Below are 13800 nucleotides of genomic sequence, written 5' to 3' on the forward strand. Positions count from 1 at the left end.
CACCGAGGACAGCCGCACTCACTTCTTACGGAGAGCCCACACCGCATGCCCATGTCCTTCAACCAGACCGTCATCGAGGAGTTCCGCGCCAACGAGGGAAAGGTCGGCGGCCCCTTCGAGGGCGGTGACCTCCTCCTGCTGACCACCACCGGCGCCCGGTCGGGCGCCCGGCACACCGTGCCGCTCGGCTACGTCCGCGACGGCGAGCGGCTGCTGCTCGTCGCGTCGGCGGGAGGCGCGCGCCATCACCCCGCCTGGTACCACAACCTGCTGGCCCATCCCGTGGTCACGGTGGAGATCGGCACCGAGCGCTACGAGGCCGTCGCCGTCCCCGCCGAGGGCGCGCGGCGCGACCGGCTGATGGAGCGGGTCGTCCGCGTCGCGCCCGGATACGGCGACTACCAGGCCGGAACGTCCAGACTGCTGCCCGTCGTGGTGCTGGAACGCCCGCGGTACGAGGAGCCCGGAGTCCCCGCTGCGGTTCCTCGGGAGATCACCACGCTCGCGGACAAACTGCTGGAGACGCACACCTGGCTGCGCGCGCAGCTGCGGTACGTACGCTCCGAGGCCGATGCCCATCTCGCGGCGCGGGCCGCCCACCAGGGACCCGGGGAACCGCCCGCGCCGGGGCTGGGCATGCGGATCCGGCAGCACTGCCTCGCCTTCTGCGACGCCCTGACGTTCCATCACACCGGCGAGGACGCGCACATCTTCCCCGCCCTCGCGCACCACCACCCCCGGCTGCGCGACACGCTCGACCGGCTCGGGGAGGAACACCGTACGATCGCGCGGATCAAGGACGAACTGACCGCCCTGCTGGCCGACATAGGCACCGCTGACCCGGACCGATTCCGTACCGAACTGGACCGGATCACCGGCGAGTTGGAGGCGCATCTCGACTACGAGGAGGAGTCACTGCTCCCCGTACTGGCGGAGGTCCCGTTCCCGCCGACGGCACCTGACGTATCCGCGGCGCCGCCGTCGCCGTGAGGTGACTGCCGGGGAAGCCCGGCGGAGGGCCGGCCGACCTCGTCGGCCCTCCGCGCCCGGTACGCCATCCAGGCGGCCACCAGGGCGCCCGACACGTTGTGCCACACCGAGAACACCGCGGCGGGCAGCGCGGCCAGCGGGCTGAAGTGCGCGGTGGCCAGCGAGGCGGCGAGCCCCGAGTTCTGCATGCCGACCTCGAACGCCATGGCGCGGCTCGCGGGCGGCCCGAGCCGGGCCAGCTTCCCGGCGCCGTAGCCGAGTGCCAGCCCGAGACCGTTGTGCAGCACCACCGCGACGAACACCAGCAGAGCCGCCGACTTGATCGCCGCCGCACTCCCCGCCACCACCACGGCGACGATCACGGCGATCGTCACCGCCGAAAGCCACGGCAGCGCCCCCAGCGCCCGGTCCACGTACCGCCCCGCCAGCAGCCGCAGCGCCAGCCCCGCGAGGACCGGGAGCAGCACGGTCTTCAGGATGTCGGTGACCATGGCCCCCGCGTCGACCGGCAGGAACTCACCCGCCAGCAGCAGTGTCAACGGCGGTGTCACGAGAGGCGCGAGCACCGTCGACACCGTGGCCACCGACACGGACAGCGCCACATCGCCCCGCGCCAGATAGGTGACCACATTGGACGAGGTACCACTCGGCGCACACCCGACCAGGATCACCCCCGCCGCCAACTGCGGCGGCAGCCCGAGCCCGTTCGCGATCAGCCAGCCCAGCCCCGGCATGATCACGTAGTGCGCCACCAGCCCGAGCCCCACCGCCCAGGGCCGCCTGGCGACCCCCTGGAAGTCCTTCGGCGTCATCGTCAGCCCCATGCAGAACATGACGACGCCCAACAGGTACGGCACGGACGTCTTCCACTCCGCGAACGCCCCGGGCAACACCAGCCCGAGCGCCCCCGCGACCAGCACCAGCACCGGAAACACGGTCACAGCCCGCCGGGCCGCCCGATCGGCGGCGTCACGCCCGGCGGGGGACTCGTGTTCGTCTTCGCGTTCGCATTCGTTTTCTGATCGCACGGCGCGATGCAACGCCTCACGGCCGCGCTCCGCAACACCGTCTCGGCATATGGCCACGGAGTCGCACAAACACCGCGCCACGGGGGCCCAGGAACACGGAGAGCGCTCGACGAAGAAGGCCGTCGACCGCGCCATGACGGCGGCGGTCGACGGCCTCGACTCACGAGCGGACATCTCGGGGCAGCGCCCCGTTGCGACCCGGGCGCCAGCCTGGAAGGCGTTTGCGCGGGTCAGCGGTGGTTCGGCTTAGATGTCGAAGTACAGCTCGAACTCGTGCGGGTGCGGGCGCAGCTGGATGGGGGCGATTTCCTTGGTGCGCTTGTAGTCGATCCAGGTCTCGATCAGGTCCGAGGTGAAGACGCCGCCCGCCTGGAGGTACTCGTTGTCCGCCTCCAGCGCGTCCAGGACGGCCGGGAGGGAGGTCGGGACCTGGGGGACGCCCGCGTGCTCCTCGGGAGCCAGCTCGTAGAGGTCCTTGTCGATCGGCTCGGCCGGCTCGATCTTGTTCTTGACGCCGTCGAGGCCCGCGAGGAGGAGGGCCGAGAAGGCCAGGTACGGGTTGGAGGACGGGTCCGGGGCGCGGAACTCGACGCGCTTGGCCTTCGGGTTCGAGCCCGTGATCGGGATGCGCATCGCGGCGGAGCGGTTGCGCTGCGAGTAGACCATGTTGACCGGGGCCTCGAAGCCGGGGACCAGGCGGTGGTACGAGTTGACCGTCGGGTTGGTGAAGGCCAGCAGCGACGGGGCGTGCTTGAGGATGCCGCCGATGTAGTAGCGGGCCATGTCCGAGAGGCCCGCGTAGCCCTGCTCGTCGTAGAAGAGCGGCGTGCCGCCCTGCCACAGGGACTGGTGGACGTGCATGCCGGAGCCGTTGTCACCGAAGATCGGCTTGGGCATGAAGGTCGCGGTCTTGCCGTTGCGCCAGGCGACGTTCTTCACGATGTACTTGAAGAGCATCAGGTCGTCGGCCGCGGCGAGCAGCGTGTTGAACTTGTAGTTGATCTCGGCCTGGCCGGCGGTGCCCACCTCGTGGTGCTGGCGCTCGACCTGGAGGCCGGACGCCTCCAGCTCCAGGGAGATCTCGGCGCGCAGGTCGGCGAAGTGGTCGACCGGCGGGGCGGGGAAGTAGCCGCCCTTGTAGCGGACCTTGTAGCCGCGGTTGTCCTCGACCGCGCCGGTGTTCCAGGCGCCGGCCTCGGAGTCGATGTGGTAGAAGCCCTCGTTGGCGGTGGTGTTGAAGCGCACGCTGTCGAAGACGTAGAACTCGGCCTCCGGGCCGAAGTACGCGGTGTCCGCGATGCCGGTGGAGGCGAGGTACGCCTCCGCCTTCTTGGCGATGTTGCGCGGGTCGCGGCTGTACTGCTCGCCCGTGATCGGGTCGTGGATGAAGAAGTTGATGTTCACGGTCTTGTCGCGGCGGAAGGGGTCCACCCGGGCCGTCGACAGGTCCGCGCGCAGCGCCATGTCCGACTCGTGGATCGCCTGGAAGCCGCGGATCGAGGAGCCGTCGAAGGCCAGCTCCTCGTTCGGGTCGAACGCCTTCGCCGGGATCGTGAAGTGCTGCATCACGCCAGGCAGGTCGCAGAACCGGACGTCGACGAACTTCACGTCCTCGTCCGCGATGAACTTCTTGGCCTCGTCGGCGTTCTGGAACATCCAGCTCCTCCTCCTCCCGTCCCGGGGAGGGGCGGGGGTTATCGGTCGTGCGGCCAGTGCGGTGGCACACGCTGGACCCGACCATAGGTTTCCGGGATTTCTCCAGCATGACCCATTTGTTTCGCCGAAGTTAACCAGCCTGGGCGTGCGCCGGGCGTACGACGGCTCCGCTCCGCTACCCCCGTACCCCGTCCCCATGCCTCCCGCCAACCCCGTTCCGGGTGCCCGAACACCGCCGCAGTACCGTGGACGGGTGGATAACAGGCAAGCAATCGGATCGTGGCTCTCCGGACCGCGCGCGGCGGCCGAACAGATGGGCGTCGACTTCGGCTACCGGGGTGAACGGCTCGGTCTGCCGGAGCACGGGCCCGGCTCCATCGCCCCGCTCGGCCGGCGCTTCGGCGCCCTGTTCGTGGACTGGGCGCTCTGCATGCTGATCGCATACGGACTGCTCTCCGGCGGTGACTGGCAGGCGTCGGGGAACTGGGCGCTCGCCGTCCTGCTCGTCCTCAGCCTGCTCACCGTCGGGACGGTCGGCTTCACCCCCGGAAAGCGCCTCTTCGGCCTGCGGGTCGTCGCGGAGAACGGCGAGCGGATCGGACCGGTCCGCGTGCTCATCCGTACCGTACTGCTCTGCCTGGCCATCCCGGCGCTGGTCTGGGACCGCGACGGACGCGGTCTGCACGACCGCCTCGCCCGTGCCGTGCAGGTGCGGATCTGACATCCGCGTCCGCGGAAGGCAGGCGGAAGGCAGGCGGAACGTAGGAGAGGGTGGCCCGGAACTCGCGTTCCGGGCCACCCTCTTGTCACATACGCGTACGTGTGAAGGTCAGCGCGCCTTTCCGCCGCGCGGCATCCGCATGCCCTTGGGCATCGGCCCCTTCGGCAGCGGCATGTTGCTCATCAGGTCGCCCATCGCGCGCAGCCGGTCGTTGGCCGCCGTGACCTGCGGTCCCGCCAGGACGCGCGGGAGCTTGAGCATGGTCGTACGGACCTTCTTCAGCGGCACCTGGCCCTCGCCGTCACCGACGATGATGTCGTGCACCGGCACATCGACGACGATGCGCGCCATCCGCTTCTTCTCGGCGGCGAGCAGGCCCTTCACCCGGTTCGGGTTGCCCTCGCCGACCAGCACGATGCCCGCCTTGCCGACCGCCCGGTGGACGACGTCCTGGCTGCGGTTCATCGCGACCGCGGGCGTCGTGGTCCAGCCACGGCCCACGTTCTCCAGAACAGCCGCCGCGGCGCCCGGCTGGCCCTCCATCTGACCGAAGGCCGCGCGCTCGGCCCTGCGGCCGAAGACGATCGCCATCGCGAGGAACGCCAGGATGAACCCGAGGATGCCCAGATAGATGGGGTGGTTGATCAAGAAACCGATCGCGAGGAAGACACCGAAGGTGACGATTCCCACACCCGCGAGGATAAGTCCGACTTTCGAGTCGGCTTTCCGGGTCATCTTGTAGGTGAGGGCGATCTGCTTCAGTCGCCCCGTGTTCGCAGCAGTGTCTGCGTTTTCCTTCCTCGCCATACCCAGAAGTTTACGTGGCGTGGGAAGTGGCGTCCGACACCGCCTCCAGTACGTGCTGTGTCTCGACCCGGTCCTTGGCCCGGCTGCGGTCCTCCAGCACGGCCGTCCAGGCGTTGCGGCGCGCCGTGCGCTGGCCGCCGGCGAGGAGGAGGGTCTCCATCGCGCGCAGCGCGCCGGAGAGGGAGGGGAGCGGGGGCAGGGCCAGGGCGGTGCGCGAGGCGGCCGCCGCGGCCTGGGCGACGGAGCCCTCGGCGGGGACGCCCGCGGTGCGGCGCGCGGCGGCGTCCGCGGTGTGGTGTACGGGTCGTACCGGCGCGACCTGCATGGTGGCGGTCCCCTCGCAGAGGTGAAGGCGTTGAGCGCGTGTGCGCGGTGCGTGAATCCAGCGTCACTCACTGGTGTTACCAGGGCGTGACCGAGCGGTCAAACGCGCATGAAACCCTGACGCGGGTACGGACGCGGCCCTCCGAACGCCGACGCGGCCCGTGCCACCGCCCCTGCCTGCGGGGAAGCGTACGGGCCGCGTCGCGCCATGAGTTACTGGCGGGTAATCGCTTGTGTTCCGATTCACACGGCCTGGCCGGCCACCGCCGCGCCGCGCCGCTCGTTCGCCTGCTGGTACAGCCGGCCCGCGCGGTACGAGGAACGCACCAGCGGACCCGACATGACGCCCGAGTAGCCGATCTGGTCGGCCTCGTCCTTCAGCTCCACGAACTCCTGCGGCTTCACCCAGCGCTCGACCGGGTGGTGCCGGGGCGACGGACGCAGATACTGCGTGATCGTGATCAGTTCGCACCCGGCGTCGTGCAGCTGCCGCAGCGCGTCACTGACCTCGGCGCGCTCCTCGCCCATGCCCAGGATCAGGTTGGACTTGGTGATCAGCCCCGCCTCGCGGGCGCGCGTGATCACTTCGAGGGAGCGCTCGAACCGGAACCCGGGACGGATCCGCTTGAAGATGCGCGGCACCGTCTCGACGTTGTGCGCGAGCACCTCAGGGCGGGACGAGAAGACCTCGGCCAGCTGCTCGGGCACCGCGTTGAAGTCGGGGATGAGCAGCTCGACCTTGGTGTGGCCGCTCTCGCGGTCCGCCGTCAGGCCGTGGATCTGGCGCACGGTCTCCGCGTACAGCCAGGCGCCGCCGTCCTCCAGGTCGTCCCGCGCGACACCGGTGATCGTGGCGTAGTTCAGGTCCATCGTGACGACGGACTCACCCACGCGGCGCGGCTCGTCGAGGTCCAGCGCCTCCGGCTTCCCGGTGTCGATCAGGCAGAAGTCGCAGCGCCGGGTGCACTGCTCACCGCCGATGAGGAAGGTCGCCTCGCGGTCCTCCCAGCACTCGAAGATGTTGGGACAGCCGGCCTCCTGGCAGACCGTGTGCAGTCCCTCGCTCTTCACGAGTTTCTGGAGCTGCTGGTACTCGGGGCCCATTTTCGCCCGGGTCTTGATCCACTCGGGCTTGCGCTCGATGGGGGTCTGGCTGTTCCGGACCTCCAGGCGCAGCATCTTGCGTCCGTCGGGTGCGACAGCGGACACGTCCGGCACCTCTCTCTGCTGGCGCGGCATTCGATTCTTCGGCGAACACCAGGTTACGCCCGTTATTTGCGTGGCATTACGTCTGGCCAACCCGTGGCCAAGGGGGCGCATTCCCCCGGGCGGTGGCGCCGGGGGGCGGGGGCTTCGGGGGCTACGCTCCCGCGCGCTCCGGTTCGCGCGCGGACTTCTCCTCCTGAGCGCCCTCGCGGACGATCTCGCGCGGTTTCGGATCGGCCCCCTCCAGCACGTCCCGCAGATGTTTCTCCAGTACGGGAACGACCTCCTCGACCGTCACCTCACGGCCCAGCTCGTACGAGAGCGACGTCACGCCCGCGTCCCGGATCCCGCACGGCACGATCCGGTCGAACCAGGTGTTGTCCGGGTTCACGTTCATGGCGAAGCCGTGCATCGTCACACCCTTCGCCACCCGGATACCGATCTGGGCGAGCTTGCGGTCCTCGCGGCGCTGGCCGGCGTTGGAGGGGGCGTACTCCGGCCCGTTCAGCCGCGGGTCGAACTCCTCGTCCGCCACCCGGGGATCGAAGTCCAGGGTCAGGCCGCCCACCGCGGGGCGATCCGCCACCGGGTCACCGAGCACCCACACCCCGCTGCGGCCCTCGACCCGGGTGGTCCGAAGACCGAAGTCCGCGACCGTACGGATCATGGCCTCTTCGAGACGGCGCACATGCGCGACGACATCGACGGGACGCGGCAGCTTGAGGATCGGGTAGCCCACCAGCTGGCCGGGGCCGTGCCAGGTGATCTTCCCGCCCCGGTCCACATCCACGACCGGGGTGCCGTCCAGCGGGCGCTCACTGTCCACCGTGCGCCGTCCCGCCGTGTAGACGGGAGGGTGTTCCAGCAGCAGACAGGTGTCCGGGATCTCGTCGGCGAAGCGGGCCGCGTGCACCCGGCGCTGCTCCTGCCATGCCTCCTGGTACTCGACGCGATCCGCGCCGAACCCCAGGTGGATGTACCGCAGCTCACTCACGCCCGTGCCTCCCTCACCACTTCACCGCGCGCCACAGGCGCCCACGCCACTGTACGGCGGCCCCCGGCGGTTCGGCCGGGCAGGTGGTCCGGGGCGCTCCCCGCCGGTCCCCGGACCACCCCGGAACAGGTCCGGTCACACCGGGGTCAGTGACGCAAGCGCTCCTCACACGATCGGATGAATGTTGGGCAAAGGTGGTGGCCGGAGCGGTCCTGGCTACTAAATTCGCGCCGTTCCATGAGGGCTGCTCCCGGGCCCGGAAGGCAGGAGACCGTACAGCTGATGTCGGACCGACCTCCGCAGCGCATTCCCAACCGCCAGCTCGCCTCGCTCATCTCAGAAGCCGGATTCTCCAACGCGGGGCTCGCCCGGCGGGTGGACCAGCTCGGCCTGGAGCACGGCCTCGACCTGCGGTACGACAAGACGTCGGTGACGCGCTGGCTGCGCGGGCAGCAGCCACGCGGCACCACGCCCGCACTGATCGCCGAGGTCTTCACCCGCCGGCTCGGCCGCCGGCTCTCCGCCCAGGACCTGGGGCTCGACGCGTGCGCCCCCGTCTACGCGGGGCTCGAATTCGCCTCCAGCCCGGAGGAGGCCGTCGACATCGTCGGCGGCCTGTGGCGCAAGGACTCCGGCAGCCACAGCGAACTGCGCAAGATCGCGTTCACTCCGGCCGGACTGGTCGTGCCCAGCCGCGACTGGCTCATCGGCCGCCCCGACGAACGGGTCGGCCACCCGGGACCGTCCGCAGCGCGCACCGGCGTCCGGGTGCCCGCCCAGGGGCGGTCGACGGCGGGCGCGGGCCCCGGCCACCCGGCGGTCCGTACGGCCGCGGCGGGGACGGCGGGCCCCGCGCCCCACCTCTCTGCCGCGCTCCCCGCCGTCCCCAGACAGCGCACCGAACGCGCCGCCGGCCAGAAGGTCACCTCCGGCGACATCGACGCCCTGCGCTCGGTCGGCGACCTCTTCCGCACCCTCGACCAGGCGTACGGCGGCGGCCACGCCCGGCAGGCCCTCATCCGCTACCTGGAGCACGAGGCCGAACCCATGCTGCGCGGCACGTACGGCGAGACCACCGGGCGCAGACTCTTCGCCGCCGCCGCCGATCTGACCCGGCTGGCCGGCTGGACCTCGTACGACATCGCCGCGCACGGCCTCGCCCAGCGCTACTTCGTCCAGGCCCTGCGGCTCTCACAGGCCGCCGGAGACCGCGCGTACGGCTCGTACGTCCTGATCACCATGAGCCGCCAGGCCGTCTACCTCGGCCACGGCCGCGAGGCCGTCCAGCTGGCCCGCGTCGCCCAGCAGGGCATCGGCGCGTCCGCGCCCCCGGTCGTCCAGGCGCTGCTGCACTCGGCGGAGGCGCGCGGCCACGGGGTGCTCACCGACGCGCGCGCCTGCACATCGGCGCTCGTACGGGCCGAACGCGCCCTGGAGGCGGCGCGGCCGGGCGACGACGTACCGCACTGGGCGCGCTTCTTCGACGAGGCGCAGCTCGCGGACGAGTTCGGGCACTGCCACCGCGACCTCCAGCAGTACCGCAGCTGCGTCCAGCACGCCGAACGCTCCCTCCGGCTGCGCGCCACCGCGTTCGCGCGCAGCCGCCTCTTCTGCCGCGTCGTGCTCGCCTGCGGTCGGCTGGGCCTCGGCGAGCTGGACCAGGCGTGCCTGCTGGGCGCGGAGGCGGCGCAGCAGGCCACGGAGATGCGGTCGGCGCGGGCGGTCGAGTACGTACGCGACTTCGAACGGCGGCTGGAGCCGTACCGGAACGCGGCGGCCGTACGGACCTACCGCGACCGGGTCGCGGCCATCGGCTGACCGGAGTTGAGCCGGTCCCGTCCGGGGGAGGTGGACGCCCCGGGCGGGACCGGAGTCGTGGTCGCGCCACGGCCCGTGTTACGCCACGGCCGTCAGCGGCATCGGCTCCCGCGCCGGTCCCACGCCCAGGTCGCGCAGGATCGCGTGGGCGGCGCGGCGGCCCGAGAACAGCGCGCCCTGGACCGTGTTGGTGTCCCGGTGGTCGCCGCACACGTACAGCCCGGACAGCAGCCGCACCGGACGGCGCAGGTCGTGCGGCGGCGACATGGCGGGCACCGCCTCCGGGTCGTGATGGACCGCCAGCAGCTCCCACTCGTCCGTCGGCGTCCCGTACAGCCGCGCGAGATGCGCGCGCACCGCACGGTCCAACTCGGCGGCCGGGCCGGGCGGCCCGAGCACCGTCGACGAGATCAGCACCCTGCCCCCGGGCGCGCGCGAGGGATCGACCGCGCTCATCACGGCGGTGTGCGCGACCGGTCCGCCGCGGTCCGCGTCCAGCAGCAGCGCGGGATCCGCCAACGGGGCGGTGGGCGCGGTGTGGTGGAGCACCGTCACGGCGTGGAAGTCCGGCACGCGCAACCCGGGCAGCAACTCGGCGGCGGCCCGCGCGCCGGTCGCCACGACGAGCGAACGGCAGCCGATCTCGCCGTGCTCCTTGGTCGTGACGTTGTTGATCGACGTGTCCGTCACGCAGACCCCCGTACGGACCGTGCCCTCCGGCAGCGTCCGCGCCAGCAGCCGCGGCAGCGTCGCTGCGCCGCCCGCCGTGACGCACAGCCTGCCGCGCGCGAACGCCCGCAGCGTGAGGTCCGCGCACCGGCTCGACGTACGCAGATCCGGGTCGCACAGCAGCGCGGACAGCAGCGGACGGACGAAGCTGTTGACCGTACGCGCGGGCAGCCCCCGCGCGGACAGGGCCTCCAGCGCGGTACGTTCCGGCCGGGCCAGCAGCCGGTCCGTCGGCGTCGCCGCGAGGCGGCCGAGGGCCGCGATCAGCCGGGCCTGGTCGAGCGCCCCGCCGAGCGGGGGGCGGGGGGCGCTCGCCAGGGCGCGCGCCACGGTCAGTGCGCTCCGTGCGCTCCCGACGGCGCCTGTGCGGTAGTTGCGGCCGTCACTGTGCACGAGGACGCCCGGCGAGAACATCCGGACGGCGGCGGCCTCCAGCCCCGGAGTGCGCAGCAGTTCCGGATACGAGGTGGTGAGCAGCCGCCCGCCCCGGTCGAGCCGGAAGCCGTCCACTTCGTCGGTGGCCATGCGGCCGCCGACGTGCGGGGCGGCCTCCAGGACCGAGACGGTGACGCCCGCGCTGGTCAGATGATGAGCGGCGGACAGCCCCGCGATGCCCGCTCCGATGATGACGACGTCCGCGTTGTGCGCGTATGGCGCGCTGGTGATGCCGGTGCTGAGCACGTGCCCCTCCTCGAGGTTGGCGCGGCTGGTGAGGCGGCGGGCGAGGGCGGATGCCCGCACCGGGCCCCTGGAACGCCCGAGTCCACGCCGAGACTAGGGAGGGAAGGGGGCGGTCGCGGACGCGCGCGGGAGGGGTCACCGATGCATGGGGGGTGCGTGGCCGCCTGGCGGCGGCGGGGTGCGGCGGGGTGGGGGTGCGCGGTGCGTTGGTGGTGCGGGGGCCGGGGCACTCCGGAGGCGCATGTCCGGACGGCATGCTGTGCTTTTCCGGGGGACACCCCCGGCCCCCCTCCCGCCGGTGGGCCCAGCACCCCGCACCGCTGATGGGAATGGGGCGGGCGGGTGCGGGCCGGTGGGCGGCCCCCACGTCTGTGGCGGCCGGGGAAGGGGGGCCCGCAGGGGGTGCGTCCGGGACAATAAAGCGTGATTTGTGGCGCACACGACCCGCAGGGAAATCACCGGCCCGCACGCGCCGTAAATCATGCCGTCCCGGATGTACCCCCGGAGGGACACCCGGCCACCACCCGCACGCAACCACCGGCCCCCGCCAACACCGCACTGCACCCCGCCGTCACAAGACGGCCCCGCCGTCCCGGATGTACCCCCGGAGGGACACCCGGCCACCACCCGCACGCAACCACCGGCCCCCGCCAACACCGCACCGCACCCCGCCGTCACAAGACGGCCCCGCCGTCCCGGAGGGACACCCGGCCACCACCCGCACACGACCACCGGGCCGAGCCAACAACGCACCCCCCAGCCCGCACCCGCCGCTACGCGGCGGCCCGCACCGCCTCGGCCACCGTCGGGAACGCGAACGTGAAGCCCGATTCCAGCAGCCGCGTCGGCAGGACGCGCTGGCTGCCGAGGACGTCCTCCGCGAGGTCGCCCAGGACCAGGCGCAGCGCGGCCGCCGGGACCGGGAAGAGGGCCGGGCGGTGGAGGACCTGGCTCATGGCGGCGGTGACCTCGCGGTTGGTGACCGGGTGCGGGGCCGTGAGGTTGACCGGGCCCTCCAGCGCGTCCGTGTCGATGAGGTGGCGCAGCGCGGCGACCTCGTCGTGGAGGGCGATGAAGCTCCAGTACTGGTGGCCGTCGCCGAGCCGGCCGCCGAGGCCCGCGCGGAACAGCGGGAAGAGGCGGCCCCAGGCGCCGCCCTTGGCCGCGACGACCAGGCCGGTGCGGGCGAAGACCGTGCGGACGCCCGCCTCCTCGGCCGCCAGCGCGGCTTCCTCCCACTCGACGCACAGGGCGGGCAGGAACCCGTCGCCGGGGGGCGCGCTCTCGTCGACCTTCCGGTCTCCGGTGTAGCCGTAGAAGCCGATCGCGGAGCCGGAGACCAGCACCCGGGGCGGGGCGTCCAGTGAGGCGATGGCCTCGGCGAGGGTGGCGGTGCCGAGGACCCGGCTGTCGCGGATCTCCTTCTTGTACGCCTCGCTCCAGCGCCGGCCGGCGATGCCCGCGCCGGCGAGGTGGACGACGGCGTCGGTGCCGTTGAGGGCGCGTGCGTCGATGTGCTGCCGTTCGGGGTCCCAGGTGACCTCGTCGGCCGCTCGGGCGGGGCGGCGCACCAGGCGGATCACCTCGTGGCCGTCCGTGCGCAGGGAGCGTACAAGTGCCGTACCGATGAGCCCGGTGGAACCGGTGACCGCGATCCTCATGGGTTCCATCCTGCCTCTCCGGAGCCACATGGCACAGTTGCGCCATGGCTGTCCCGCAGATTCGCCCCGCGACCCACGCCGACGACGACGCGCTGAACCTGCTCGACCGGGCCTCCTGGTCGCCGCTGCACGCGGTGACCCCCAGGCCGGCCCCGCCGTTCGGGCCCTTCTTCGACGCGCTGCATCCGGTGGAGGAGTTCCTGGTGGCGGAGGCGGGGACGGGCGGGCAGGAGGACGTCATCGCCGGGTACATCCGGATCACCCGGCCCACGCCGCTCGCCAGCAACGCGCACGTACGGCAGATACAGGGCCTGGTCGTCCACGACCGGGCGCGCGGCCGGGGCGTGGGGCGTGCCCTGCTGCGTGCCGCGGCGCTGCACGCGCGCAACCAGGGCGCGCGGCGGCTGACGCTGCGGGTGCTGGGGCACAACGCCGCCGCGCGCGGCCTGTACGCGTCGGAGGGCTTCGTCGTCGAGGGGGTCCTGCCCGGCGAGTTCCTGCTGGAGGGCGTCTATGTGGACGATGTGCTCATGGCCCTGCCGCTGACCTCCTGACCGGGGGCCGGGACGGGGCCTCGGTACCTCACTGCGGGCCGAAGCGCTCCGACAGCCGGGGGAACCGCTCCGCCAGCGCCGCCTCGTTCTCGAAGTCCAGCGGCGTGCCCGTCGGCTCGGCGGGCTGCGCCGCGATGCCCAGGGCGGGGGCCACCACGCCCGTCAGCTGCTCGTACGCCTCGTCCGCCGCGTAGCCCAGCTCCTCGCCGTCCCCGTCGACGCGTTCGTCGAAGTCGTCCAGCAGCTCCGCGAGGCTGTCCGGGTCGTGCACCGCGCCCTCGAAGATCTCGCGGCCCTGCCCGATGAGCCAGCAGCGGAAGTAGTCGAAGGCGTCGTCGCTCGCGCCGTCGAGCAGGACGGCCGCAGCGCCCCACAGGTCCCAGTGGTACGCGCGGTTGTAGCGGGACTCGAAGTGGCGCGCGAAGTCCAGTACGGAGTCGGGGTCGAGCTGGAGCAGCCGCTCGACCAGTAGATCGGCATGGTCCTCGGGGTCGCCGTCGGCGGCCTCGCGGGTCGTGTCGATGATCTCCCAGAACTCCGTCTCGTCCATCACGGGTCAAGCATCCTGCTTGCGGGAGGGCCGCGCACGCGGAGCCGCCGTTTCGTAGCGTTATGTTCGGCTCCGGTGCCA

The 13800-nt window shown here is 72.1% G+C and carries 13 protein-coding genes; 4 read left to right on the forward strand and 9 right to left on the reverse strand.

Annotated features, from left to right (window positions below; translation table 11 throughout):
• Nucleotides 1-45 precede the first annotated feature (45 nt).
• Complete coding sequence (locus tag OG627_RS25915) at nucleotides 46-990, forward strand: nitroreductase/quinone reductase family protein (protein WP_329068988.1); 945 nt, start codon at nucleotides 46-48, stop codon at nucleotides 988-990.
• Here OG627_RS25915 and OG627_RS25920 read toward each other — a convergent pair.
• Both OG627_RS25920 and glnA read right to left on the reverse strand, forming a co-directional pair.
• Nucleotides 900-2018, reverse strand: coding sequence for a bile acid:sodium symporter family protein (locus OG627_RS25920; protein WP_443073539.1), 1119 nt, complete (start codon nucleotides 2016-2018; stop codon nucleotides 900-902). The two genes, OG627_RS25915 and OG627_RS25920, sit on opposite strands and share 91 nt — an antisense overlap.
• 246 nt (nucleotides 2019-2264) lie before the next feature.
• Nucleotides 2265-3674 carry a type I glutamate--ammonia ligase gene (gene glnA, locus OG627_RS25925; RefSeq protein WP_329068996.1) on the reverse strand — a complete coding sequence of 470 codons (1410 nt, stop codon included), beginning with the start codon at nucleotides 3672-3674 and terminating at the stop codon, nucleotides 2265-2267.
• 253 nt (nucleotides 3675-3927) lie between these two features.
• Between glnA and OG627_RS25930 the strand changes: the two genes are divergently transcribed.
• Nucleotides 3928-4395 (forward strand): RDD family protein, encoded by a 468-nt coding sequence (locus OG627_RS25930; protein ID WP_329068998.1) that lies wholly within the window; start codon nucleotides 3928-3930, stop codon nucleotides 4393-4395.
• 108 nt (nucleotides 4396-4503) lie between these two features.
• Here OG627_RS25930 and OG627_RS25935 read toward each other — a convergent pair whose 3' ends face one another.
• The 4 genes from OG627_RS25935 to lipB form a co-directional block, all read right to left on the reverse strand.
• On the reverse strand, nucleotides 4504-5202 hold the full coding sequence (locus OG627_RS25935; RefSeq protein WP_329069000.1) for a DUF4191 domain-containing protein: 699 nt from the start codon (nucleotides 5200-5202) through the stop codon (nucleotides 4504-4506).
• 10 nt (nucleotides 5203-5212) lie between these two features.
• Entirely contained in the window at nucleotides 5213-5407 is a 195-nt protein-coding gene (locus OG627_RS35575) for an SCO2195 family GlnR-regulated protein (protein WP_443073654.1), read from the reverse strand.
• A 362-nt stretch (nucleotides 5408-5769) separates the two neighbouring features.
• A complete protein-coding gene (locus OG627_RS25945) occupies nucleotides 5770-6735 on the reverse strand; it encodes a lipoyl synthase (protein ID WP_329069002.1) in 966 nt (321 codons plus the stop codon).
• A 151-nt stretch (nucleotides 6736-6886) separates the two neighbouring features.
• Nucleotides 6887-7726, reverse strand: a complete 840-nt coding sequence (gene lipB, locus OG627_RS25950) for a lipoyl(octanoyl) transferase LipB (RefSeq protein WP_329069004.1) — start codon at nucleotides 7724-7726, stop codon at nucleotides 6887-6889.
• A gap of 282 nt (nucleotides 7727-8008) precedes the next feature.
• Between lipB and OG627_RS25955 the strand changes: the two genes are divergently transcribed.
• Entirely contained in the window at nucleotides 8009-9544 is a 1536-nt protein-coding gene (locus OG627_RS25955) for a regulator (RefSeq protein WP_329069006.1), read from the forward strand.
• Nucleotides 9545-9622: 78 nt separating this feature from the next.
• On the opposite strand, the gene OG627_RS25960 is transcribed toward OG627_RS25955, so the two are convergent.
• Nucleotides 9623-10954, reverse strand: a complete 1332-nt coding sequence (locus tag OG627_RS25960; RefSeq protein ID WP_329069008.1) for an NAD(P)/FAD-dependent oxidoreductase — start codon at nucleotides 10952-10954, stop codon at nucleotides 9623-9625.
• Nucleotides 10955-11727: 773 nt separating this feature from the next.
• On the reverse strand, nucleotides 11728-12624 hold the full coding sequence (locus tag OG627_RS25965; protein WP_329069011.1) for a TIGR01777 family oxidoreductase: 897 nt from the start codon (nucleotides 12622-12624) through the stop codon (nucleotides 11728-11730).
• A 35-nt stretch (nucleotides 12625-12659) separates the two neighbouring features.
• Here OG627_RS25965 and OG627_RS25970 point away from each other — a divergent pair, with 35 nt between their 5' ends.
• The gene (locus tag OG627_RS25970) at nucleotides 12660-13169 is read left to right on the forward strand and encodes a GNAT family N-acetyltransferase (protein WP_329069013.1); all 510 of its coding nucleotides are present in this window, start codon (nucleotides 12660-12662) and stop codon (nucleotides 13167-13169) included.
• Nucleotides 13170-13197: 28 nt separating this feature from the next.
• Here OG627_RS25970 and OG627_RS25975 read toward each other — a convergent pair whose 3' ends face one another.
• Nucleotides 13198-13719, reverse strand: coding sequence for a DUF4240 domain-containing protein (locus OG627_RS25975; RefSeq protein ID WP_329072987.1), 522 nt, complete (start codon nucleotides 13717-13719; stop codon nucleotides 13198-13200).
• Nucleotides 13720-13800 lie beyond the last annotated feature (81 nt).

This window comes from Streptomyces sp. NBC_01429 (genome assembly GCF_036231945.1).
In the GTDB taxonomy this organism is placed as follows: domain Bacteria; phylum Actinomycetota; class Actinomycetes; order Streptomycetales; family Streptomycetaceae; genus Streptomyces.